Below are 22,835 nucleotides of genomic sequence, written 5' to 3'. Positions count from 1 at the left end.
TCCCGCTGATCCGGCCGGCTGCCCGTACCGCGGCGGACCGCTGACGGCCGCGGGCGGGGCCGCCGCCACGGCCCGGGGGACCGGACCGCTGGACGGGGCACACTCGGCGGCGAACGGGCCACTGCCGCTGATCATAGGCCGCCCGCGGATCGGCGGGCGACCGCCGCCAGGGTGATTCGCGGGGATTGCGGAGCCGGTCGGAGTGCGGACACGGCACCGCCCCCGGCGTGCGCCGAGCAGCGCGCGCCGGGGGCGGTGGCCGGGACCCGACGAGGGGTCAGGCCAGCTTGGCGGTCAGCGTGATGGTGGTGCCGGTCAGTGCCTGGCTCACCGGGCAGTTCTTCTTGGCGTCCTCGGCCGCGGCGGCGAAGCCGGCCTGGTCGAGGCCGGGCACCTCGCCGACCACGGTGAGGTGGATGCCGGTGATGCCCTCACCCGGCTGGAAGGTCACGTCGGCGGTGGTGGTCAGCTTGGTGGGCGGGGTGCCCGCGCCGGCCAGGCCGTGCGACAGCGCCATCGAGAAGCAGGACGAGTGCGCGCCCGCGATGAGCTCCTCCGGGCTGGTCTTCCCGTTCGCCACCTCGGCGCGGGCCGGCCAGGAGACCGGGTACGCGCCGATGCCGGAGGAGTCGAACGTCACCAGGCCGGCGCCCTTGAGCAGGTCGCCTTCCCACTCGGTGTGCGCGGTACGGGTGGTTGCCACGATCGGGTACCTCCTGTTGGGGATCTGCCGGGTCGTCAGTTCCGGTGGTGCGGGGACCAGCCTACGGTGCGGGACCCGGCGGCCGGGGCCGCTCCGGGGCGAGCCGCGCGACCCGTCCGCCGGGCGTTCCACATGCCGGACGGCGGGCGGGAAAACCGCGGGCCGGACCGGCCGCCCCTGTTAGATTGGCCGAGGCCCGGGCCCGGCCGTCCAGGGCGCGCCGGGGCCGTCCCGCACGCCAGCACCAGCCGCCACACCCGGAGCCACCCGATGACGGATCAGCCCACGCACTCCCCGACCGCCGCCCCGGAGAAGGTCGACGAGGCGGTCTGGGCCGAGCTGACCAGCCTGCGGCAGAGCATCGACAACGTCGACGCCGCCGTGGTGCACATGCTCGCCGAGCGGTTCAAGGCCACCCAGCGGGTCGGCCGGCTCAAGGCCGAGCACCGGCTGCCGGCCGCCGATCCGGTCCGGGAGCGCGAGCAGATCACCCGGCTGCGGGAGCTCGCGGCGGGCGCGCACCTCGACCCGGTGTTCGCGGAGAAGTTCCTGAACTTCATCATCGCCGAGGTCATCCGCCACCACGAGGCGATCGCCAGCGAGCCGCTGGCCGACTGACGCCCGCCGCTCCGGCCGCCCGCCGCTCCGGCTGTCGCACTGCCCGCCGCTGTGGCCGGCCGGGCTGTCGGGGCGGGATAAGGGCGGGATTTCGCGGTGGGTGGCGATCGGAGTTAGCGTGCTGTGTTCCCTCCCTCCTCCCGCAGGCGGTCTGATCAGTGACCCAGCCCGTACCAGCAGCCGCTTCCCCGTCCCCGGCGCCCGGTCGGCGCCGCTGGCCGTGGTGGGTGGAGATCCCCGTCATGATCACCGTGGGCCTGCTGGTCGCGCTGCTCATCAAGACCTGCTTCTTCCAGGTCTTCTCCATCCCGTCCGGCTCGATGGAGAACACCCTGCAGGTGGGCGACCGGGTGGCGGTCAACAAGCTGGCCCCGCTGTTCGGCTGGCAGCCCGAGGACGGCGAGCCGGTGGTCTTCCGCGACCCGGGCGGCTGGCTGCCGCCGCAGAGCGGGGGCGGCAACCCGGTCGCCGCCGCGGCCTCGTTCGTCGGCCTGCTGCCGCCGAAGGACGACAACTACCTGGTCAAGCGGGTGATCGCGACCGCCGGCCAGACCGTGGCGTGCAGCGGTACGACGCTCACGGTGAACGGCCGGACGGTCGACGAGCCCTATCTGCACGCCGGTGACGACTCCTGCTCGGGCCTGGACTTCGGACCGGTCACCGTTCCCCAGGGCCACGTCTGGGTGGAGGGCGACCACCGCAGCGACTCGGCCGACTCCCGTTACCACCGGGACAGCCCCTCGGGCGGCGCGGTGCCGGTGGCCGACGTGGTCGGCCCGGCCACGGCCGTGGTCTGGCCGCTCCCTCACCTCGACTGGTTCGGCTGGACCGGCCGCTGACCGAGGCCGGGTCCGGCCGTCCGCGTCGGATCGGCGCGCGCCCGGCCGGAACGGTCAGACCCGGCCCGGGCCCGCGGCGGCCCCGGCGGGCGCCTCGCCGGGCCGCGGACCGGCCGCCGCCGGGGACCCCGGGACGGGCACCGGGACGTCCAGGACGGGCGCCGGGTCCGCCGCAGCCTTGCTGGTCTGGGCCGCGAAGGCGCCCGCGAGCACCAGGGCGCCGCCCGCCAGCTGCGGCAGCCCGAGGTGCTCGCCGAGCAGCACCCACGCCAGCACGGTGGCCACCACGGCCTCCAGATTGGCCACCACCCCGGCCACCGGCGGTGACAGGTGCTGCACCGCCACCACGCCGGTCAGGTACGCCAGCACGGTGGCGACCAGCACCATCCAGGCGGCCGGCAGCAGGGCGGGCAGCCGGTGGCCGTTCATGGTGACCTGGCCGGTGAGCAGACCCCAGTCGGCCTCCCAGGGCCGGGTGAGGACGGTCAGCACCACCGCGCCGATCAGCAGCCCGAAGGCGCTGACGGCGATCGGGTCGATCGGACGCTCGCCCTGCCGCCCGGCGTCGGCCAGCACGAAGTAGCCGACCTGGCAGCAGGCGGCGCCCAGCGCGAACAGCACGCCCAGCGCGTCGAAGCTCAGCCCGTTCCAGACCTCGACCACGCAGGCCAGGCCGCCCACCGCGACGGCGGCCCCGATCGCCGCGCCCCGGGAGACCGGCCGGCGCTGGACGAACTTCACGTAGCCGAGCAGCAGCGGCGGCCCGAGGTACTCGATGAGCAGCGCGACGCCGACCGGGATCCGGGCGATCGAGGCGAAGTAGCAGGCCTGCACACCGGCGACGGCGAGCAGGCCGAAGCCGGTCAGCACCCCGGGCCGCTGCCGCAGCGCCGAGCGGTGCCGCCAGGCCAGCGGCAGCAGGACCAGCGCCGCGCCGGCCACCCGCAGCCACACCACGTGCAGCGGTGACAGGCCCGCCTCGATCAGGGGTTTGGCGGCCGTTCCGGAGCCGCCGAAGGCGAAGGCCGAGACGAGCGCGAGGGTGAGGCCGAGGGAGCGGGCGGAGCGGCGGGGCGAGGGTGTCGAGCTGTGCACCTGCGCATTGTGCCAGTCGGCATACGGTCTACGTAAGGTGCAATCTCGTGATTTGGTCCTGCCGGGGGCGGCGCCGGTCCGGATGGGCCGGCGCCGCCGCGCTACCCGAGGGGGGCGGTCCGCCCCGAGCCGCCGGCCGGCTGGTCGGCCGCGGTACCGGTGCCCGGGGTGGCCGAGGGCCGGCCCGGGGTGGCGGGCGTGCCGCCGGGGGTGGCCGGGGCCGCCGGCGAGCGTCCCGGATTCCGTCCGGTGCCGGTGGCCGGGTTGCGGTCACCGCCCCAGGACGGGCGGTCCGACGGCGACGGGCTCGGGGCCGGGGTGTCGGCCGGGGCCGACGGCGAGGGCGACGGGCTGGGCGCGGCCGGCGGGTTGGGCACCGGGGCCCGCTCCACGGCCGGCGCCGCCGGGAACCGCTTGACCGGCTGACCGGCCAGCGCCGCCTTCATGTACGCGGTCCAGATCTGCGCCGGGAAGCGCCCGCCGGCCGCGTTGCCGCCGCCGCCGAGCCCGTCCAGCGAGACCTGCGAGCCGTCCGCCGGGTCCTGGCCGAACAGGCCGACCGCGGTCACCAGCTCCGGCGTGTAGCCGACGAAGTACACCGACCGGCCGTTGTCGGTGGTGCCGGTCTTGGCGGCGGCGGGCCGGCCCAGCCCCTGAGCCCGGGCCGCGGTGCCGCCCGGGTCGGTGACCACGCCCTGGAGGATCGAGGTCACCGACCGCGCGGTCTGCTGGGAGACCGCCTGGGTCGCCTTGTGCCCGGGCAGCGCCACCTGCTCGCCGCCGTGCTCCAGCGAGTCCACCAGCCACGGGGTGATCTGCCGGCCGTCGTTGTCGAGGGTGGCGTACACCCCGGCCATCTCCAGCACGCTCGGCGAGGCCACCCCGAGCGGGATCGAGCCCAGGGCGGACAGCCCGGGGGTGTCCGCGGGCAGCCCGAGCGCGACGGCGGTGTCCCGGACGGTCTGCAGCCCGGCGTCCTGCGCCAGCTGGGCGTAGACCGAGTTCACCGACCAGTCGGTGGCCTGCTGCAGGGTGATCGGGCCGTAGCTGCGCTCGCCCTCGTTCGGCGGGGCGTACGCCTCGCCCTTGCCGCCCCGGACCGGACGGCGGTTGGTGCCGTCGTAGACGGTGTCCGCGGTGATCCGCTGCCCGGACTGGGTGCGGGCACCGCTGTCCAGCGCGGCGGCCAGCGCGATCGGCTTGAAGGTCGAGCCGACCTGGTAGTCCTGCCGGGTCGCGTTGTCGATCCAGTGCTTGGTGGCGTCCACGCCGCCGTACAGCGCGACCACCGCGCCGGTCCTCGGGTCGACCGAGACCGCGCCCGCCTGGGCGGCGGCGTCCGCCTTGCGGCTGTCCGGCTTGAGGCCGTCGGTGAGCTCGCTGCGCACCGAGTCCTCCAGCGCCCGCTGGCGCTTCGGGTCGATGCTCAGCTTGATCGTGTAGCCGCCCCGGGCGAGCTCGGCGTCGGTGACGATGCCGTGCGAGGTCAGGTAGGAGGTAGCGGCGTTCACCAGGTAGCCGGCCTGGCCGGAGAGCCCCGGCGCGCTGCGCGGCTGGAGCACCTCGGGGAAGGCGGCCGCGGCGCGGTCCTCGGCGGACAGCCACTTCTCCTGGACCATGCCGTCCAGCACCCAGTTCCAGCGGTCGATCGCGTTCTGCTTGCCCTGCGGCGTCGCGGTCGAGACGTCGTAGGCGCTCGGCGCGTTCAGCAGGGCGGCGAGGTAGGCGCCCTGGGCGGGGGTGAGCCGGTCGGCGTCGATGCCGAAGTACGCCTGGGAGGCGGCCTGGATGCCGTACGCCCCGCGCCCGTAGTACGAGGTGTTGAGGTAGCCGGCCAGCACCTCGTCCTTGGTCTGCGTCGCGTCGACCTTGATCGCGATGAAGATCTCCTTCACCTTGCGGCTGACGGTCTGCTTCTGGTTGAGGTAGGTGTTCTTCACGTACTGCTGGGTGATGGTCGAGCCGCCCTGGGTGCCGCCGCCGGACACGGTGCTGACGGCCGCCCGGGTCATGCCCTTCAGGTTGACCGCGCCCTCGCCGTAGAAGTTGCGGTCCTCGGCGGCCAGCGCGGCGTGCTGCGCGGCGGGCGAGACCCGGTCCAGCGTGACGTTCTGCCGGTTGGTCTGCCCGGTCCGGGTGATCAGCGACCCGTCCTGGTACAGCCAGGTGTTGCTCTGCGCGGTCGCGGCGGCGTGCGCGTCCGGCACCCTGACCAGGACGATCCCGAGCGCGAACAGGCCGATCCCGAGCAGCGTCGACGCGATCACGCCGACCAGGGCGGTGCGCCAGGTCGGTATCAGCCGGCGCCACCCGGTGCGGCGGGGACGGCGCGCGGCGCGCCGGCCGGCGGGATCGGCCTGCTGGATTGTTCGGGGCACCGGAGGACCTCCCTGCGAGCCCCGTGACGGTCGCTCACCCGGTTGACGATATGGACCGATCCATCCTGCCTGATCAACTTCGCAGGTGTTGGTGACCTATGTCCCAATTCTCCCCGGGTGCTCGCAAAATCCCTGGTAGGCCCGCTCGCCCGCCCGGGTAAGGTGCCGGAACTCACCCGAATCAGCGCACCCGGAGCACCGCGATGACCGACCGGCCGAGCATCCTGTACGTCACCGACCTGAGCTACCCCGCGCGCGGCCGGCGCTACGGGGACGAGGACGTCCACCTCGCCGACTGGCTGCGCGAGGACTTCACCGTCGCGCTCTGCCACCCCCGGGACGCCGTCGCGCTGATGGACGGCTTCGACGCGGTGCTGGTCCGCAACAGCGGCCCGGTGATCCACTACCAGGCCGAGTACCGGGCCTTCCGGGCCGCCGCGCTCGAGCGCGGGACGCTGGTCCACAACCCGCTCACCGGCCGCGGCGACATGGCGGGCAAGCAGTACCTGCTCGACCTGACCGCCGAGGGCCACCCGGTCATCCCGACCGTCGCCGACCGCGCCCACCTCGGCCGGCTGCCGGCCGCCGACGAGTACGTGGTCAAGCCGCTGCTCGGCGCCGACTCGGTGGGCCTGGCGTACCTGCGGCCCGCTGACCTCGACACCGCCGACCTCACCGGGGCGCTGATCCAGCCGCGCATCCCGTTCCGCCACGAGCTGTCCTTCTACTTCGTCGACCGGGTCTTCCAGTACGCCCTGTACGCCCCGGACCCCGGGCGGCGCTGGGAGCTGGCGGTCCACCGGCCCACCGCCGACGACCTCGCCTTCGCCCAGCGCTTCGCCGACTGGAACACGCTGGCCTACGGGATCCAGCGGGTCGACGCCTGCCGCACCCCCGAGGGCGGGCTGCTCCTGGTGGAGCTGGAGGACCTCAACCCGTACCTGTCGCTGGACCTGCTGGAGCCCGGTGTGCGGGACGCCTTCGTCGACGCGCTGAAGGCCTCGCTGCACCGCTCCCTCGAGGTCCACGGGACTCCGCAGGGGTGAGGCCGGGAACGCCGAAGGCCCCCTCGCCTGGGCGAGGGGGCCTTCGGTTGTCGGTGCGCCGCCAGGGACTCGAACCCCGGACCCGCTGATTAAGAGTCAGCTGCTCTAACCAACTGAGCTAGCGGCGCCTGTCTGACGGGGAAAACAATACACGGTCCGCGGGGATGGTCGGCACGGGGTGACCGGTTCCACCCGCTTAGGGTGCAGATGTGACCACCCAGGACCCCGTCCGCCCGGCCCGGCCGGTGATCCGCCGGATCGGCGGGCTGCCGCTGCACGTCCGCCGCGAGGGCAGCGGCCCGGTCTGCCTGCTCACCAGCGGCCTCGGCGGCTGCTGGTTCGACTGGGACCCGGTGGTGCCGCTGCTCACCCCGCACCGCACGGTGATCCGCTTCGACCGCCCCGGCTACGGGCTGAGCGGCCCCGCCCCCGCCGCCGAGCGCCCGGGCCCGGCGGGCGAGGCGCACCGGATCGCCGCACTCCTCGACGCGCTCGGCGAACCGGGACCCGTCACGGTGGCCGGCCACTCGCTCGCCGCCTTCCACGTCGAGGCCTTCGCCCGGCTGTACCCGCACCGCACCGCCGGCCTGGTCCTGCTGGACGGCAGCGTGGAGGAGGACCCCCGGCCCCGGCCCGCACCCGGGCTGCGCGACGCGTCCGCCCGGCTGCTGGCCGCCGTCCTCACCGCCGCCGCCGCGCCCTACCTGTGCGGACCGGCCGCCCGGCGGCTGGTGGTGCGGCAGGCGTCGCTGCGCGGCCGCGAGGAGGTGCCCGCCGACCTGCTGCGCCGCTGCTACCGGCCCGGGCGGGCGCTGCGCGCGCTGCTGCGGGAGAACACCGCCTACCTCGACGACGCCGCCGCGCTGGCCGCGCTGCGGACCGCCCGGCCGCTGCCCGACGCCCCGGTCACGGTGCTCGCCGCGGCCCGGACGGACGGCGCGCCCTGGCTGGTCCGGCAGCGGGCGCTGGCCGCCCGGCTGGGTGGCGCGTTCCGGACCGCCGTCCCGTCCGGGCACCTGCTGATGATCGACGCCCCGGCCGAGGTCGCGGCCGCGATCCTCGGCACCGCCCGGCCGGGCTGAGCCGCCCCGGGAACGCCGAAGGCCCCCTCGCCTGGGCGAGGGGGCCTTCGGTTGTCGGTGCGCCGCCAGGGACTCGAACCCCGGACCCGCTGATTAAGAGTCAGCTGCTCTAACCAACTGAGCTAGCGGCGCCTGTCTGACCCGGAGAACATTACAGGTCACCGGCGCCCGCGCTCAAATCGACCCCTGTCCGGCCGGTCGCCGCGCTGGTACGGTTCGGCCGGATCGGGCCGGGAGGGGCGGATGGGCGGGGAAGCGCGGACGGGCACGGGCATCGGACAGGCCCTGGGCGTACTGATCGGGCCGCTGGTGGCGGTGGCGGGGGTGGCGTTCGGCTGGTCCTACGCCGAGACCCGGCACGAGTACGCGCACGCCCGGCCGGTCGCGGCCGTGGTGGCCGAGGTGGAGTACACCAAGCCGGCCCTGCGGCAGGGCGCGGCCCGGATGACCGTCGCGCTGCCCGGGACCGCCTCGGCCGACCCGCTCGAGGTCGACGACCCGCACAGCGCCCCGGACCGCCTGGCACCCGGCGACCCGGTCACCGTCCTGGTGGCCGACGGCCGGCCCGGGCACGCGGTGTTCGCCCGGCAGCTCGGCCTCGGCGACCTGGGCATCGCGGCGGGCATGGTGCTGTTCGGCCTGCTCTCCACGGCGGCCGGGGTCGCGGCGCTGCGGCGGGGCGACCCGCGGTGGCGGCCGCCGACCGCCGAGAGCTGGGACCTGTAGCCGGGGCCGGGCGCTCAGCGGCGCTCCGGGTGGTGGCAGGCCGCGGTGTGGTCCACCCCCGGGCCGGCCCCGGCGGCCTGCGGCTCCTCCTGTTCGCAGCGGGTGCGCGGGCCGGCGTCCAGCGCCGCGTACACCGGGCAGCGGGCCCGGAACCGGCAGCCCTGGCGGCGGACGGTCGGGGACGGCGGGTCACCGGCGAGCAGCACCTTGGTCCGGGCCCGCTCGGCCGCCGGGTCGGGCAGCGGGACGGCGGACAGCAGGGCCCGGGTGTACGGGTGCCGGGGCCGCTCGAACACCTCGGCGACCGCGCCGGTCTCCACCGTGCGGCCGAGGTACATCACGCTGACCCGGTCGGCCAGGTGCCGGATCACCGACAGGTCGTGCGAGACGAACAGGTAGGCGAGGCCGAGCTCGGCCTTGAGCCGCTGGAGCAGGTTGAGCACCCCGGCCTGGATCGAGACGTCCAGCGCGGAGACGGGTTCGTCCAGCACCAGCAGGTCGGGCCGGACGGCCAGGGCCCGGGCGATCGAGATCCGCTGCCGCTGCCCGCCGGAGAACTGGTGCGGGTAGCGGTTGGCGTGCGCCGCGTCGAGGCCGACCTGGCGCAGCAGCGCCGGCACCCGCCGGGCGGCCTCCTCGCGCGGTACGGCCTGCGCGTGCAGCGGCTCGGCCACGATGTCGCCGACCGGCATCCGGGGGTCGAGGCTGGCCATCGGGTCCTGGAAGACGATCTGCAGCCTGCCGCGCAGCCGGTGGGCGGCGGCCGGGTCGAGGCGGGCGGTGTCCTGGCCGAGCAGCTCGATCCGGCCGGCCTGGGGGGCGGCGAGCCGCAGCAGCTCGTACAGGGTGGTGGACTTGCCGGAGCCGGACTCGCCGACCAGGCCGAGCGTCTCGCCGCGCCGGATGTCGAGGTCGACGCCGTCGACGGCGTACACCTCGCCGACCTTGCGCTTGAAGACGGCGCCCTTGAGCTGCGGGAAGGTCTTGGTCAGGCCGGTGACGGCGAGCACCTGGGCGCGCCCTTCGCGCGGGCCGGGGTCGGCGGGGGCGGGCAGCTCCGGCACCGGGTAGACCTCGCTCGGGGCGGGGCCGCGGGCGGCGAGCTCGTCGGCGCGGACGCAGGCGGCGAGGTGTCCGCCGCGGCCGGCCAGCGGGGGTTCGGCGGTGCGGCAGCGGTCCTCGGCCAGCGGGCAGCGGGGGGCGAACGGGCAGCCCGGGCCTCCCTCGCCGGGGGCCGGCGGGTTGCCGGGGATCGGGACCAGCGGGCCGCCGCGCCCGTCGAGGCGGGGGACGGCGCCGATCAGCCCGAGCGTGTAGGGGTGCCGGGGGCGGGCGAACAGCTCGTCCACGGGGGCGGTCTCCACCACCCGCCCGGCGTACATCACGGCGACCCGGTCGGCCATCCCGGCGATCACCCCGAGGTCGTGGCTGACCAGCACCAGGGCGGCGCCGGTCTCCCGCCGGGCGGTGCGCAGCACCTCCAGCACCTGGGCCTGGATGGTGACGTCGAGGGCGGTGGTGGGCTCGTCGGCGAGCAGGATGTCCGGGTCGTTGGCGATCGCCATCGCGATCATGGCGCGCTGGCGCATGCCGCCGGAGAACTCGTGCGGGAAGCTGTCCAGGGCCCGGCCGGGGGCGGGGATGCCGACCAGGTCGAGCAGTTCGGCGGCGCGCTTGCGGGCGGCGGCCCGGTCGAGCGGCTGGTGGATCCGCAGCGCCTCGGCGATCTGGTCGCCGATCCGGTAGACCGGGGTGAACGCGGAGAGCGGGTCCTGGAAGACCATGGCGACCTTGCGGCCGCGGATCCTGGCGAGTTCGCGGCCCGGGAGCCCGACCAGTTCGCGGCCCTCCAGCCGGACCGAGCCGGCGATCCGCGCGGTGCCGGGCAGCAGCCCGAGGACGGCCAGCGCCGTGACGGACTTGCCGGAGCCGGACTCGCCGACGATGCCGAGGGTCTCGCCGCGGTGCAGTTCCAGGTCGACGCCGCGGACGGCGGGGGCGGGGCCGAAGTCGACCCGCAGGTCCCGGACGGCGAGCAGCGGTTCGGCGGGCTGGCGTCCGGTGAGCGGGGGTGCGGGGGTCAGGGGTTGGGGGGTCACGGGGTTCTCCGGCGCGGGCGGCGGGCGGTGCGGGCGGGGCGGCCCGCGTCGGCGGTGGGGTCGAGTGCGTCGCGCAGCCCGTCCCCGATCAGGTTGACGGCGAGGACGAACAGCACCAGCAGGGCGGCGGCGAAGTAGAACAGCCAGGGGAAGACGGGTGCGTCGCCGGTGCCGGCGGCGAGCAGGGTGCCGAGCGAGACGTCGGGGGCGCGGACGCCGAAGCCGAAGTAGGACAGTGCCGCCTCGCTCATCACGGCGCCGCCGACGGTGATGGTGGCGTCGATGATCAGGAAGGAGGAGACGTTCGGCAGGATGTGCCGCAGGATGATCCGGAACGGCCGGACGCCCATGAACGAGGCGGCCCGGACGAACTCCCGCTCCTTGAGCGAGAGCGTCATCGAGCGCACCACCCGGGCGGTGATCATCCAGTTGAACAGGCCGAGCAGCAGCACGAAGGCCAGCCAGCCGGTGCCGCGCAGTTTCGGCGACACGATGGCGATGATCAGGAAGCTGGGGAAGATCAGCATCAGGTCGACCAGGAACATCAGCGCCCGGTCGGTCCAGCCGCCGAAGTACCCGGCGCAGGCGCCCACCAGGGAGGCCAGCACGGTCGAGAACAGCGCCACCAGCAGCCCGATCACCAGGGACTTCTGCAGTCCCCGGACGGTCTGCGCGAAGACGTCCTGGCCGATCCCGTTGGTGCCGAACCAGTGCTCGGCGGACGGGGGCTGACGGATCGCGGTGTAGTTCGGGGTGGCGTAGTCCCAGGGCGTCAGGTACGGGCCGAGGAAGGCCAGCAGGAACAGCAGCAGGACGATCGCTGCCCCGACCAGCACGCCGCGGGCGGCGGCCAGCCGGGCCAGCACCAGCCGCAGCCGCCCGCTGGGGGCGGGGTCCCCGGCCGGTGCGGGGACGGTGTCGGTGAGCACGGTGGTGGTCATCAGTACCTGACCCGGGGGTCGAGCGCGGCGTGCAGGGCGTCGGCGAGGAAGCCGGCGGCCAGGATCACCACGGCGGCGAACAGGTTGACGGCGACCACGGCGTTGATGTCCTGCTCGTTGATGGCCTGGATGAACCACTCGCCCATGCCGTGCCAGCCGAAGATTGTCTCGGTGAAGGCGGCGCCGGTGAAGATGCCCAGGAAGCTGTAGGCGAACATGGTCGACATCGGGATCACCGCGGTGCGCAGGCCGTGCTTGAGCAGGGCCCGGGTGCGGGTCAGGCCCTTGGCCTCGGCGGTGCGCAGGTAGTCGGAGCCGAGCACGTCCAGCATGGTGGACCGCTGGTAGCGGCTGTAGGTGGCCAGGCCGCCGAGCGCCAGCGACAGGGTGGGCAGCAGCAGGTGCAGCGACCAGTCGCCGAGGTGGGCGCCGAGGCCGCCGGCCAGGTTGGGCGTCTCGTACCCGGTGAACGGGATCACCTCGTGGCCGGCCGCGTTCTTGGCGGCGATGGCGCCGTTCTTGAGCAGCAGCGCGACCAGGAAGACCGGGGTGGAGAGCAGGACGAAGGAGAAGACCGTCAGGGTCCGGTCGGAGATCCGGTACTGCTTGACCGCGCTCCAGGCGCCGCCCGCCACGCCGAGGGCCATCCCGAGCAGGCTGCCGATCAGCAGCAGCCGCAGCGAGACCCAGATCCGCCGGCCGAACTCCTCGTTGACGGAGGTGTTGTGGATGGTGCGGCCGAGGTCGGCGTGGAACACCAGGTCGTCGGCCCAGGTGGCGAAGCGTTCGACCACCGGGGTGCGGTCGTTGATGTTGAGCGCGGTGAGCTGGCGGTCGACCGCGGCGGCCGAGGGCCTCGGCTGCTTGGCCTCGAAGTAGGCGCGCGGGCCGAGCGCGGTGCAGGACAGGGCGTAGGCGAGGAAGACCGCGACCACCAGCAGGACCGCGTAGTAGCTCAGCCGTTTCGCCAGATACCGGATCACGGCCGACCGCCGAAGCGGTTCGCACACCTGGTGAACATGATCGTTCGCCTTCGCTCAAGGGGTGGTTGCAGCAGCTTCGCGCAGCAGTTGTACGGCACCGCGGGTCGGCCGTCCAGGGGGTGCGGCGCTGCGGGGTTCAACCGGTCCGGAGAACGCCCAGGTCACAGTCGATCAGACGGGTACTGACGGGAGATTGCGGCACTGTTGCGGCCTGTTTCGTTTCGATCAGATCTGAACACCGCCCCCTGGTAGTCGACTTGATCCGCTGTTACGTTCTGCCTGTCGGCACCGACTTGGCTGCCCACGTTCAAGTGTCGCCACACCTGGCGGCCGTCGACTCTTCGAGACCCCGGGGACATCCTGATGCGTGCTTCGCTCGCCACCCGCAGACTCGGCCGCGCCGCGGCCGCCGCCATCGCCGTGGTGCTGGCCGCCACCGCCTGCAGCAGCTCGGGCGGCGGCAAGGCGGACGACGTGGCCAAGACGGTGACGCCGACCCAGGACGCGGAGGACAACAACCCGCAGCCGCTGGACCGGATCAAGGACGGCGGGGAGCTGCGCGAGCCGCTCCAGCAGTGGATCACCCAGTGGAACCCGTACCAGGTCGACGGCACCTACGGCGACGCCGTCGAGATCATGGGCTACGTCGAGGCGAAGCTCTTCCGCACCGACGCCAAGGGCGTCTACCAGCCGGTGCCGGAGTACCTGGAGTCGGCCAAGGTCACCTCCACGTCCCCGCAGGTGGTGACCTACAGGCTCAACCCGAAGGCCAAGTGGTCGGACGGCAAGCAGCTGGGCTACCAGGACTTCAAGGCGGTCTGGCAGGCCTCCAACGGCAAGGACCCGGCGTACAACCTCTCCGACTCCTCCGGCTACGAGCAGATCTCCGCCGTCGAGCAGGGCGCCGACCCGAGCGAGGTGAAGGTCACCTTCGCCGAGCCGTACGCGGACTGGCAGAGCCTGTTCAGCCCGCTGCTGCCGGCCTCCCAGATCTCCACCCCGCAGCAGTTCAACGAGGGCTGGATCGAGCAGGTGCCGGTCTACGGCGGCCCGTTCAAGATCGGCAGCGCCGACAAGACCGCGCAGACCATCACGCTGGTGCCCAACCCGGACTGGTGGGGCCCGAAGCCCAAGCTGGACAAGATCACCTACCGGGTGCTGGACGCCGCCGCGATCACCCAGGCCTTCCTCAACAACGAGGTGGACTTCGCCTCGGCCGGCACCGCCACCGCCTACGGCCAGCTCAAGGACGCCAAGGACGCGGCGATCCGCACCGGCACCCCCTGGGACGAGGTGCACATCTCCTTCGGCGGCAACGGCGCACTCGCCGACCAGGGCGTGCGCCAGGCGCTCGGCAAGGCGCTGGACCGGGCCTCGCTGATCAAGATCGTCAACCAGGGCGTGCCGGTCGAGTTCAAGCCGCTCGACAACCACCTCTTCATGACCAACCAGGCCGGCTACCAGGCCAACTCCGGGGACTGGGTGAAGTACGACCCGGCCGCCGCGAAGCAGCTGCTGGACGCGGCCGGCTGGAAGGACGCCGGCGGCGTGCGCAGCAAGGACGGCCAACCGCTGGAGCTGCACTACGTGATGAGCGACGGCTCCACCCAGGCGCAGTCCGACCTCGCCGCGGCCGTGCAGAGCATGCTGCAGCAGGTCGGGGTCAAGCTCTCGGTCGACAAGGTGCCCAGCAAGGAGTACTTCTCCAAGTACATCAACGAGGGCAAGTTCGACCTGGCGAGCTGGCGCAACACCGGCTCCTTCCCGCTCTCCAAGACGGTGCCGATCTACCGCGCCCCGCAGGGCGACAACGTGTTCGGCAACTACTCCAAGCTGAGCACCCCGGAGATCGACTCGCTGCTGCGCAAGGCCGCCGCCACCCTCGACCCGGTGGAGGCCGCGAAGCTCTACAACCAGGCGGACGTGAAGATCTGGGAGCTGGCCCACACCGTCGAGCTGTACCAGCGGCCGAGCATCGTCGCGGTCCGCAAGGGCCTGGCCAACTTCGGGGCCGGCAGCCTCGCCGACACGGTCATCACCTCGGTCGGCTGGGAGAAGTAGTCCACCGCGCGCCGCGGCGGCGCGGGACGGTCGAACGACCGGCGGCGCTGGCGAGCAGCGCGGTGATCACGAGGCGTCCCGGCGTGGGCGCGGGGGCATCCGGCGAAGCCGCCCCCGTGTCCACGCCATCTGCCTTGACCTTCCGCGTTGCCCGCAGACCGCCCGTGTCGTCGTTCCACTTGGTGGGGAATCTATCGGCCCGGCCGGGGTGGACGGGACACCTTCCGCAGGGCGCGCCCGGGAGCCGTCGAGCTGTCACCCGGATCGCGCACTGCACCGTCAACTCTGCCTGACGGCCGCCCAAAACGGGCGCAAGCGGACGGATCGGCGTGCCGCGCGGGTACGTGCGCACGGGCCCGGCTCCTGCCAGGATCGCGGGGAGCGGCCCGGGTTGCCGCCCCCGAGCCGACCGCGTGCGAGCCGAAAGCGATCCGATGACCAGCGAAGCCGCCCTGCCCGACCCGGACCGCGCCGTACGGCGGATGGTGCCCCGCAGTCGCAGCGAACCGCACCGCGCCGCCACGCCGTTGGAACTCTTCTTCGACCTGTGCTTCGTGGTCGCGGTCGCCCAGGCCGGCGCCCAGCTCGCCCACGCGGTCGCCGAGGACCACCTCTCCACCGGCCTGGTCGGCTACCTGTTCGCGTTCTTCGCGATCTGGTGGGCCTGGATGAACTTCACCTGGTTCGCCTCCGCGTACGACGTGGACGACGTGCCGTACCGGATCACCACCCTGGTGCAGATCACCGGGGTGCTGATCCTCGCCGCGGGCGTGCCCCGGATGTTCGACGGCCGGGACCTGGTGCTGTCGGTCGTCGGGTACGTGGTGATGCGGCTGGCGATGGTCACCCAGTGGCTGCGCGCGGCCCGCGGCGAGAGCGGCGGCGCCCGCACGATGGCGCTGCGCTACGCCGCCGGGATCACCGTCTGCCAGGTCGGCTGGGGCGTGCTGCTGCTGCTCCCGGAGAGCGTGCGCCCGTACGTGATCCCGCTGGGCATCCTGGCCGAGCTCTCGGTGCCGGTGTTCGCCGAGCGGCACACCCAGAGCACCTGGCACCCGCACCACATCGCGGAGCGCTACGGGCTGTTCACCCTGATCGTGCTCGGCGAGACGGTCTCCGCCGCCACCATCGCGATCCAGACCGCGCTGGACGAGCACGAGGCGCTCGGCGAACTGCTGCCGATCGCCGCCGGCGGCATCCTGCTCTGCTTCTCCGCCTGGTGGATCTACTTCGCCCGCCCGATCCACGAGCACCTGCGCTCCAACCGGCAGGCCTTCCTGTGGGGCTACGGCCACTATCTGGTGCTCGGCTCGGCCGCGGCGATCGGCGCCGGTCTGGAGGTCGCCGTGGAGTACGCCGTCGGCCAGGCGCACATCTCCGCGCAGGCGGCCACCGCCGCGGTCACCGTGCCCGGCGCGGTCTACCTGTTCACGGTCTGGCTGCTGCACGCCCGGCACACCAAGCGGGGGGCCGCCCAGGCGGTCCTGCCGGCGGCCGCGGCCGCCCTGCTGCTGTGCACCCTCGCCGGGGAGACCGGGGTGCTGCTGGCCGGGCTGGTGGCGGCCGCGACGGTCGCGACCGGACTGGTGCTGCACACGCGGGAGAGCTGAGCTGTCGGTGGCGGCTGGGACGATGGCAGCACCCCGTCCCCGACCGGAACGAGCCAGCCCATGCCCGCGGTCCCCAACGTCCCCGCCGTCCCGGACGAGCTCGACCAGCTGCCGTACGCGCACCTGCTCCAGCCGCACACCGGCCCGCTGCGGCCCGACCACCGCTACGACACCGTGCACTTCGACGACCTCGAGCACACCGGCGCGGCCGCCGGCGCGGGCTTCCTGGAGTGCGCCTTCACCGGCGTCCGGCTGGACGGCGCCCGGCTGCGCCGGACCACCTTCAACGAGGTCTGGGTGCAGGGCAGCCGGCTGGTCGCCACCGACCTGGCCGACAGCGACTGGCAGGACAGCGCCCTGCTCGGCTCGGTACTGGCCGGCGTCGCCTGGTACGGCGCCGCGCTGCGCCGGGTGGTGCTGCGCCAGTGCAAGCTGGAGTCGGTCAACCTGCGCTCCGCGGTGCTGCGGGACGTGGTCTTCGAGGACTGCCTGCTGCGCGACGTCGACTTCGGCGAGGCCCGGATGACCGACGTCTCCTTCCCCGGATCCACCCTGGAGGAGGTCCGGCTCGGCGGGGCGGAGCTGGAGCGGGCCGACCTGCGCGGCGCGGCCCGCCTGGAGCTGGCCGACGGTCACCTCGGGCTGCGCGGGGCGGTCATCTCCACACACCAACTCTTCGACCTCGCGCCGCAGTTCGCCCAGGCGCTGGGCATCGTTGTGAAGGACGGCTGAGCCGGCCGTTCACCGCGAGGTCGCCCGACGACGCGGGGAAGAACAGTCCAACAAGCCTTCATGGAAAGCCATGGCCTTTCGCCCGGGGCTGGGCCAGGATGCACCGCGTTCGGCGAGTGCAAACCTGTGTGCACAACTCCTGAGAGGGCGGCGGTCCCACCAATGGCTGAGCTGAGTCGTAGGAAGTTCATGGCGCTCTCCGCGAGCGCGGCGGCCGGAGCGGCGGTGGCGGGCAGCGTGGCCGCCGCGGCCACCACCCCCGCCGCGGCCGCGGCGGCGGGCACCACCGGCACCATCGCGGACGCGAAGCACATCGTCATCCTGATGCAGGAGAACCGCAGCTTCGACCACTACTTCGGCACCCTCAAGGGCGTCCGGGGGTTCGCCGACCGCAGCGCGATCCAGATCGCCGGCGGCTACAGCGTCTTCAACCAGCCCAACGGCTCGGGCCGCCAGTACCCGTGGCAGTTCAGCGCCACCAAGCCGGCCGGCGGCGCCGACCCCGAGCGCCTCGCCCAGTGCAACGGCGACCTGGCGCACGGCTGGTCCGACCAGCACAAGGCCTGGAACGGCGGCAAGATGGACTCCTGGGTCGCCGCCAAGGGCAACGTCCGCGCGCTCGGCCACCTGACCCGCGCCGACATCCCGTTCCACTACGCGCTGGCCGACTACTGGACCATCTCCGACGCGTACTTCTGCTCGGTGCTCAGCGCCACCGGCCCCAACCGCACCTACCACTGGTCCGGCCAGATCGACCCGGCGGGCACCCTCGGCGGCCCCGCGTACGACGGCGGCGACGAGTCCAACCTGCGCTGGGAGACCTACGCCGAGGCGCTGGAGCGGGCCGGCGTCAGCTGGAAGGTGTACCAGAACGCCGCCGACAACTACGGCGACAACGCGCTCGCCTACTTCAAGCAGTTCTCCACCGCCCCGGCGGGCAGCGCGCTGGCCGTCAAGGGCATGGGCTCCGTCCCGAAGGCGACCGGCCGCACCCCGGACGACATCGCCGCGGCGATCCGCTCCGACGTGCTGAACGGCACCCTCCCGCAGGTCTCCTGGATCGTCGCCGACCAGGCCTCCTCCGAGCACCCGTACGCCACCCCCGCCGACGGCGCGCACTTCGTGCACATGGTGATGGACGCGCTCAACGCGAACCCGGACGTCTTCAACTCCTCCGTCCTGTTCCTCAACTACGACGAGAACGACGGCTTCTTCGACCACGTGCCGCCGCCGGTCGCCCCGGCCGGCACCGCGGGCGAGTTCTACAACGGCACCAACATCGGCCTCGGCTTCCGGGTCCCGCTGATCGCCATCTCGCCCTGGACCCGCGGCGGCTGGGTCAACTCCGAGGTCGCCGACCACACGTCGGTGCTGCGCTTCCTGGAGAAGTGGACCGCCGCCATCGGCAGGCCCGCCACCACGCCCAACATCAGCGCCTGGCGCCGCAAGGTCTGCTCCGACCTGACCGGCATGTTCGACTTCGCCAACCCGGTCTACGGCATGCCCGCGCTGCCCAACACCGATGCCACCATCGGCCTCGCCGCCTGCGGCCCGCTGCCCAACCCGGCGCCGGTCAACAACGCCCTCCCGCTGCAGGAGGCCGGCACCCGCCCCGCCCGGGCGCTGCCGTACCAGCCGAACGCCAACCTCGACCACCTGGAGTTCGCCTCCGGCAACGTCATGAAGGTCTGGCTGAAGATGGCCAACCAGGGCACCGCCACCACCCACTTCGCGGCCTACGCCAACGCCTACCGCACCGGCGGCCCCTGGCAGTACACCGTCGACCCGGGCACCGACACCAGCGACTTCTTCAACTGCGGCGCCAACTTCGGCGGCGGCCCCTACGACCTGAGCGTCACCGGCCCCAACCGCTTCCTGCGCCGCTTCAAGGGCGACGCCACCAAGGCGGGCAAGAACCTCACCGTCACCTCCTCGTACGCCGCCGCCCCCGACACCGGCAAGAACGCGCTCTGGTTCAGGCTCGCCAACGCCGGCACCACCGCGGTGACCTTCACCATCACCTCGAACAACTACCGCACCGACGGCCCCTGGACCTACACCGTCCCGGCCGGCGGCAACGCGAGCGACTACTTCAACGCGGTCGCCTACAGCAACGGCTGGTACGACTTCACGGTGACCGCGGACTGCGACACCACGTGGTCCCAGCGGTTCACCGGCCACCTGGAGAGCGGCGCCCCCAGCATCAGCGGCTGACCCGCCCGCCGACCGTCCGCAGCCGGGCCCCGCGCACCCCGCGCGGGGCCCGGCCCGCTCCCGGCCCGGCCGCGCCGCCCGGCCCTGCCGCCCCGGTGGCACGCCCGGGTGCACGGTGTGACAGTGGGAGGGATCCGCCGTCCGACCACGCCAGGGAGCACAGAGCGATGGGTATCTTCGACAGGTTCCGGCACAAGTCGCACGAGATGGCCAGCCCCACCGAACGGGCGGCCCTCGCCCACGACGAGGCCTCCGACGCCTTCGGCGACAAGGCCGAGCGGGCCCGCCAGCAGGCCGACCAGGCCGAGCAGGACCGCCGCGCCGCCGCCGACATGACCGCCGAGGGCGACCCGCTCGGCTGACCGCCCGCACGGACCGGGGCGCACCCGCCGGCACGACGGCTGCGCCCCGTTCGCGCTGCCCGGCGGGCGGGCGGCGCCTCAGCGCGGCGGCAGCGGCGGCCGCCGCAGGTCCGGCCGCGGCGTGCCGGACGGCGGCGGGGCCGCCGCCGGGTGCTCGGCCAGCAGCCGCAGCGCCAGCCCGACGGCGGCGGTCAGGTCCGGATGCTCGCCCCGGGCCCAGTCCTGCGGGGTCCGGACCACCTCGACGTCGGGTTCGACGCCGTGGTTCTCGACCGAGAAGCCGATGCCCCCGGTGAACCAGGACGCGTTCTTGGGCACCGAGATCTGGGTCCCGTCGCCCAGCGGGTGGCGCCCGGTCATCCCGACCACCCCGCCCCAGGTCCTGGTGCCCACCACCGGGCCGAGGCCCAGCAGCCGGATCGCGGTGATGATGACGTCCCCGTCCGAGCTGGTGGCGTGGTCGGCCAGCGCCACCACCGGCCCGCGCGGGGCGTCCCTGGGCCAGCGGACCGGATGTCGCCCGCGGGTGAAGTCCCAGGCCAGCACCTGCCGGCCGAGCTTCTCCAGGACCAGCTCCGAGACGTTCCCGCCGGCGTTGCCGCGCACGTCCAGCACCACCGCGGGCTTGGCGAGCTCGCTGCGCAGGTCGCGGTTGAACTGCGCCCAGCCGGACCCGCCGAGGTCCGGGATGTGCAGGTAGCCGCACCGGCCGTCGCTGAACTCCCGCACCAGCCTGCGGCGTTTGGTCACCCAGTCCTGGTAGCGGACCGGCCGCTCGTCGGTCAGCGGCGTCACCGCGTACCGGCGCAGCCGCTCGCCGCGGCGGAAGGTCAGCTCGACCGTGGTGCCGCCGGTGCCGGCCAGCAGCGGGGCCGGGCCGCGCACCGGGTCCGGCGGGCGGCCGTCCACCGCGACCACCTCGTCGCCGTCCAGCACCCCGAGGCCCGCCAGCGGGGCCCTGGCCCGCGGGTCGGAGGACTCGCCCGGCAGGATCCGCTCCACCAGCCAGCGGCCGTCCGGGGCGCGGCGCACGCCCGCGGCGAGCAGGCCGAGCGGCTGCTGGGCGGGGGCGGGCCCCTCACCGCGCCGGGCGGGGGTGACGTAGGCGTGCGAGGTGCCGAGCTCGCCGAGCAGCTCGCGCAGCAGGTCCGCGAAGTCGTCGGGGGAGGCGATCCGCTCCAGCAGCGGCTCGTACTGGGCGGTCAGCTGCTCCCAGTCCAGGCCGCACATGTCCGGGTCCCAGAACTGGTCGCGGACGATCCGGGCCGCCTCGTGGTACGACTGCCGCCACTCGGCGGCCGGGTGCACGGTGTGGGTGATCCGCCGCAGGTCCACGGTGATCGGCGAGTTCGGCGAGGACAGCGGGTGCAGCTTCAGCCCGCCGGCCGAGAAGACCGAGACGGCGCCGCCGTCGCCGGAGACCGCGAAGCCGTCCAGCCGGTCGACCACCGTGCTGCGGGTGCCGTGGGCCAGGTCGAAGTACTCCAGCGAGGGCCGGCCCGAGGTGTCGGCCGGGTTGGCGAAGGTCTGCCCGAGCGCGCCGGAGATCGGCCAGCGCAGCCAGACCACCCCGCCGCGGACCGGGGCCGTCGCCGAGTACTTGGACGCGATCACCGGGAACGGCACCAGGCGCTCGGACAGCCCCTGCTCGTCCACCCGGACGGTGCCGTCGCCGGTCGCCTCCTCCGGGTCCAGACCGACCGGCGGGCGGCCCTGCACCGGCGCGGCGAACGGCGAGGGCGTGTCGGCGGCCAGCGGGACCAGGTACGGGCGGCAGCCGAGCGGGAAGGAGAGGTCGCCGGTGTGCACGTCGTGCACCGGGTCGAAGCCCCGCCAGGACAGGAACACCAGGAACCGGCCGTCCCGGGTGAACACCGGGTGCTCGTCCTCGAACCGCCCGCCGGTCACGTCGAGGGTCCGCGCCGGGTCGTCCACCCTGGCCAGCTGGATCGAGCGCAGTGAGCGGCCGGCCACCGGCTGCGACCAGGTCAGCCACTGCGAGTCCGGGGCGAACGCCGGGCTGCTGACCGGCCCGAACGCACACGCCACCACCTCCCGCACCGTGCCGTCGCCGGTGTCGACCAGCAGCAGCCGCCCGTCCGCGGCGGCCACCGCCAGCGTCCGGCCGTCCGGGCTGGCGGCCAGCTCCAGGACCCGGCCGAGCCGGCCCGCGGCCAGCCGGTGCGGCTCGGCGGCCCGGCCGCCGTCGCGGGTCGGCAGCTCGGCCACCTCGATGGCGTCCGCGCCCTGCGCGTCGCTCACCCAGGCCGCCCGGCCGCTCTGGCCCAGCACCACCGGCAGCCGGGCCCGCACCCCGGGGGTGTCGGCCAGCACCCGGGCCGGTCCCTCCCGGTGGGTCAGCCAGTACAGGCTGCCGCGGACCGTGAGCACCCCGGCCCGGCCGGTGGCGTCGCAGGCCAGGTCCTTGACGTGGGAGGCCGCGCCGACCTGGTACGGCCGGCGGCCCGCCCGGGCCCCGCCCAGCGGCACCGACAGCCGGCGCGGCGCCGGGGAATCCAGGCTCTCCAGCAGCCACAGGTCGCCGGCGTGCTGGTAGACCACCCGGGTGCCGTCGGTGGCGGCCTCCCGCGCGTAGTACGAGGCGTGGTCGGTGTGCCGGCGCAGGTCGCCGCCGTCCGGGCGGCAGGAGTAGAGGTTGCCGATGCCCTCGTGGTCGGAGAGGAAGGCGATCCGCCCGCCCACCGGCATCGGCGCCGCCAGATGGCCCCGGTGGCCTGGCAGCAGCGGCGCCCGGTCCACCCACAGCCGGCCCGTCGCGCCGCCGCGGTAGCGCTTCCAGGCGGCCGGGTCGTGCGGCGCCGCGGCGGTCAGCAGCACCGTGTGCCCGGCGCTCACCTGGGCGTCGGCGACCGGCCCCCAGGGCATCCGGCGGCCCGGCGCGCCGTCCGGCGGCAGCGCGTACGCCCAGGTGTAGTGGGCGAACGGCTCGTGGTACGAGGTGACCGCCAGCACCTCGCCGTCCGGCAGCCAGCCGCGCACCCGGGTGTCGTTGCTGCCCCAGTGGGTCAGCCGGACGGCCTCGCCGCCGGCCGCGGGCGCGGTCCACACCTCGGGCACCAGCGCCAGCCAGCTGGTCCAGGCGACGACCGTGCCGTCGGGCGACAGCCGCGGGTGGCTGACCCGGGTCCGGTCGCAGCTGATCCGCCAGGCCCGGCCGACCCCGCCGTCCGGCTCCAGCGGCGCCGCCCACACGTCGTCCTCGGCGGTGAAGGTCAGCAGGCCGCCGCGCAGGTGGGGGTGGCGCAGGTATCCGGGCACCTCTCCATGGTTCGGCCGGGCCGTGGCACCCGCAACCGGGCTCCGGCTCATGCACCGTCAACAGCCC

At 74.1% G+C, this 22,835-nt stretch carries 17 protein-coding genes and 2 tRNA genes; 10 read left to right on the top strand and 9 right to left on the bottom strand.

Annotated elements, in window-relative coordinates; genetic code table 11:
• Nucleotides 1-277 precede the first annotated feature (277 nt).
• The gene (locus AC2TEW_RS20385; protein ID WP_484624759.1) at nt 278-703 is read right to left on the bottom strand and encodes an OsmC family peroxiredoxin; all 426 of its coding nucleotides are present in this window, start codon (nt 701-703) and stop codon (nt 278-280) included.
• Between the two features lie 270 nt (nt 704-973).
• Here AC2TEW_RS20385 and AC2TEW_RS20380 point away from each other — a divergent pair, with 270 nt between their 5' ends.
• Together AC2TEW_RS20380 and lepB are read left to right on the top strand one after the other, a co-directional pair.
• Nucleotides 974-1,321 (top strand): chorismate mutase, encoded by a 348-nt coding sequence (locus tag AC2TEW_RS20380; protein ID WP_484624758.1) that lies wholly within the window; start codon nt 974-976, stop codon nt 1,319-1,321.
• Between the two features lie 242 nt (nt 1,322-1,563).
• Entirely contained in the window at nt 1,564-2,160 is a 597-nt protein-coding gene (gene lepB / locus AC2TEW_RS20375; RefSeq protein ID WP_484624757.1) for a signal peptidase I, read from the top strand.
• Between the two features lie 54 nt (nt 2,161-2,214).
• On the opposite strand, the gene AC2TEW_RS20370 is transcribed toward lepB, so the two are convergent.
• Entirely contained in the window at nt 2,215-3,255 is a 1,041-nt protein-coding gene (locus tag AC2TEW_RS20370; protein WP_484624756.1) for an EamA family transporter, read from the bottom strand.
• A 101-nt stretch (nt 3,256-3,356) separates the two neighbouring features.
• The gene (locus AC2TEW_RS20365) at nt 3,357-5,633 is read right to left on the bottom strand and encodes a transglycosylase domain-containing protein (protein ID WP_484624755.1); all 2,277 of its coding nucleotides are present in this window, start codon (nt 5,631-5,633) and stop codon (nt 3,357-3,359) included.
• Between the two features lie 203 nt (nt 5,634-5,836).
• Between AC2TEW_RS20365 and AC2TEW_RS20360 the strand changes: the two genes are divergently transcribed.
• Nucleotides 5,837-6,679 carry an ATP-grasp domain-containing protein gene (locus AC2TEW_RS20360; protein ID WP_484624754.1) on the top strand — a complete coding sequence of 281 codons (843 nt, stop codon included), beginning with the start codon at nt 5,837-5,839 and terminating at the stop codon, nt 6,677-6,679.
• Nucleotides 6,680-6,733: 54 nt separating this feature from the next.
• On the opposite strand, the gene AC2TEW_RS20355 is transcribed toward AC2TEW_RS20360, so the two are convergent.
• A tRNA-Lys gene (locus AC2TEW_RS20355) sits at nt 6,734-6,807 on the bottom strand.
• 81 nt (nt 6,808-6,888) lie between these two features.
• Between AC2TEW_RS20355 and AC2TEW_RS20350 the strand changes: the two genes are divergently transcribed.
• Nucleotides 6,889-7,761 carry an alpha/beta fold hydrolase gene (locus AC2TEW_RS20350; RefSeq protein WP_484624753.1) on the top strand — a complete coding sequence of 291 codons (873 nt, stop codon included), beginning with the start codon at nt 6,889-6,891 and terminating at the stop codon, nt 7,759-7,761.
• Between the two features lie 58 nt (nt 7,762-7,819).
• Here the strand turns inward: AC2TEW_RS20350 and AC2TEW_RS20345 are convergent.
• Nucleotides 7,820-7,893: transfer RNA gene (locus AC2TEW_RS20345), tRNA-Lys, on the bottom strand.
• Between the two features lie 111 nt (nt 7,894-8,004).
• On the opposite strand from AC2TEW_RS20345, the gene AC2TEW_RS20340 reads away from it, so the two are divergent.
• Nucleotides 8,005-8,487, top strand: coding sequence for a hypothetical protein (locus AC2TEW_RS20340; protein ID WP_484624752.1), 483 nt, complete (start codon nt 8,005-8,007; stop codon nt 8,485-8,487).
• 14 nt (nt 8,488-8,501) lie between these two features.
• On the opposite strand, the gene AC2TEW_RS20335 is transcribed toward AC2TEW_RS20340, so the two are convergent.
• From AC2TEW_RS20335 to AC2TEW_RS20325, 3 genes are read right to left on the bottom strand one after another with little or no spacing between them, the layout of a single operon-like run.
• Complete coding sequence (locus AC2TEW_RS20335) at nt 8,502-10,586, bottom strand: dipeptide ABC transporter ATP-binding protein (protein WP_484624751.1); 2,085 nt, start codon at nt 10,584-10,586, stop codon at nt 8,502-8,504.
• Nucleotides 10,583-11,527, bottom strand: coding sequence for an ABC transporter permease (locus AC2TEW_RS20330; protein ID WP_484624750.1), 945 nt, complete (start codon nt 11,525-11,527; stop codon nt 10,583-10,585). The genes AC2TEW_RS20335 and AC2TEW_RS20330 overlap by 4 nt, the downstream gene beginning before the upstream one ends.
• Complete coding sequence (locus AC2TEW_RS20325) at nt 11,527-12,510, bottom strand: ABC transporter permease (RefSeq protein WP_484624862.1); 984 nt, start codon at nt 12,508-12,510, stop codon at nt 11,527-11,529. The genes AC2TEW_RS20330 and AC2TEW_RS20325 overlap by 1 nt, the downstream gene beginning before the upstream one ends.
• Before the next feature lie 363 nt (nt 12,511-12,873).
• Between AC2TEW_RS20325 and AC2TEW_RS20320 the strand changes: the two genes are divergently transcribed.
• From AC2TEW_RS20320 to AC2TEW_RS20300, 5 genes are all read left to right on the top strand, one after another.
• A complete protein-coding gene (locus AC2TEW_RS20320) occupies nt 12,874-14,571 on the top strand; it encodes an ABC transporter family substrate-binding protein (protein WP_484624749.1) in 1,698 nt (565 codons plus the stop codon).
• 434 nt (nt 14,572-15,005) lie between these two features.
• Nucleotides 15,006-16,181 carry a low temperature requirement protein A gene (locus AC2TEW_RS20315; protein WP_484624748.1) on the top strand — a complete coding sequence of 392 codons (1,176 nt, stop codon included), beginning with the start codon at nt 15,006-15,008 and terminating at the stop codon, nt 16,179-16,181.
• Between the two features lie 60 nt (nt 16,182-16,241).
• Nucleotides 16,242-16,913 (top strand): pentapeptide repeat-containing protein, encoded by a 672-nt coding sequence (locus tag AC2TEW_RS20310; RefSeq protein WP_484624747.1) that lies wholly within the window; start codon nt 16,242-16,244, stop codon nt 16,911-16,913.
• Between the two features lie 162 nt (nt 16,914-17,075).
• On the top strand, nt 17,076-19,127 hold the full coding sequence (locus AC2TEW_RS20305) for a phosphocholine-specific phospholipase C (protein ID WP_484624746.1): 2,052 nt from the start codon (nt 17,076-17,078) through the stop codon (nt 19,125-19,127).
• 167 nt (nt 19,128-19,294) lie between these two features.
• The gene (locus tag AC2TEW_RS20300) at nt 19,295-19,489 is read left to right on the top strand and encodes a hypothetical protein (RefSeq protein WP_484624745.1); all 195 of its coding nucleotides are present in this window, start codon (nt 19,295-19,297) and stop codon (nt 19,487-19,489) included.
• Nucleotides 19,490-19,567: 78 nt separating this feature from the next.
• On the opposite strand, the gene AC2TEW_RS20295 is transcribed toward AC2TEW_RS20300, so the two are convergent.
• On the bottom strand, nt 19,568-22,819 hold the full coding sequence (locus tag AC2TEW_RS20295; protein ID WP_484624744.1) for a S41 family peptidase: 3,252 nt from the start codon (nt 22,817-22,819) through the stop codon (nt 19,568-19,570).
• Nucleotides 22,820-22,835 lie beyond the last annotated feature (16 nt).

It is taken from the genome of Kitasatospora sp. NEAU-CNBT7 (assembly GCF_057220535.1).
This window is presented reverse-complemented; position numbering and strand designations above follow the sequence as displayed.

Bases quoted from the DNA above. Each gene is read 5' to 3' on its own strand.
- AC2TEW_RS20305 (WP_484624746.1), top strand. From the start codon at position 17,076: ATGGCTGAGCTGAGTCGTAGGAAGTTCATGGCGCTCTCCGCGAGCGCG.
- AC2TEW_RS20360 (WP_484624754.1), top strand. From the start codon at position 5,837: ATGACCGACCGGCCGAGCATCCTGTACGTCACCGACCTGAGCTACCCC.
- lepB (WP_484624757.1), top strand. From the start codon at position 1,564: ATGATCACCGTGGGCCTGCTGGTCGCGCTGCTCATCAAGACCTGCTTC.
- AC2TEW_RS20380 (WP_484624758.1), top strand. From the start codon at position 974: ATGACGGATCAGCCCACGCACTCCCCGACCGCCGCCCCGGAGAAGGTC.
- AC2TEW_RS20300 (WP_484624745.1), top strand. From the start codon at position 19,295: ATGGGTATCTTCGACAGGTTCCGGCACAAGTCGCACGAGATGGCCAGC.
- AC2TEW_RS20295 (WP_484624744.1), bottom strand. From the start codon at position 22,819: ATGAGCCGGAGCCCGGTTGCGGGTGCCACGGCCCGGCCGAACCATGGA.
- AC2TEW_RS20320 (WP_484624749.1), top strand. From the start codon at position 12,874: ATGCGTGCTTCGCTCGCCACCCGCAGACTCGGCCGCGCCGCGGCCGCC.
- AC2TEW_RS20330 (WP_484624750.1), bottom strand. From the start codon at position 11,527: ATGACCACCACCGTGCTCACCGACACCGTCCCCGCACCGGCCGGGGAC.
- AC2TEW_RS20340 (WP_484624752.1), top strand. From the start codon at position 8,005: ATGGGCGGGGAAGCGCGGACGGGCACGGGCATCGGACAGGCCCTGGGC.
- AC2TEW_RS20315 (WP_484624748.1), top strand. From the start codon at position 15,006: ATGACCAGCGAAGCCGCCCTGCCCGACCCGGACCGCGCCGTACGGCGG.
- AC2TEW_RS20310 (WP_484624747.1), top strand. From the start codon at position 16,242: ATGCCCGCGGTCCCCAACGTCCCCGCCGTCCCGGACGAGCTCGACCAG.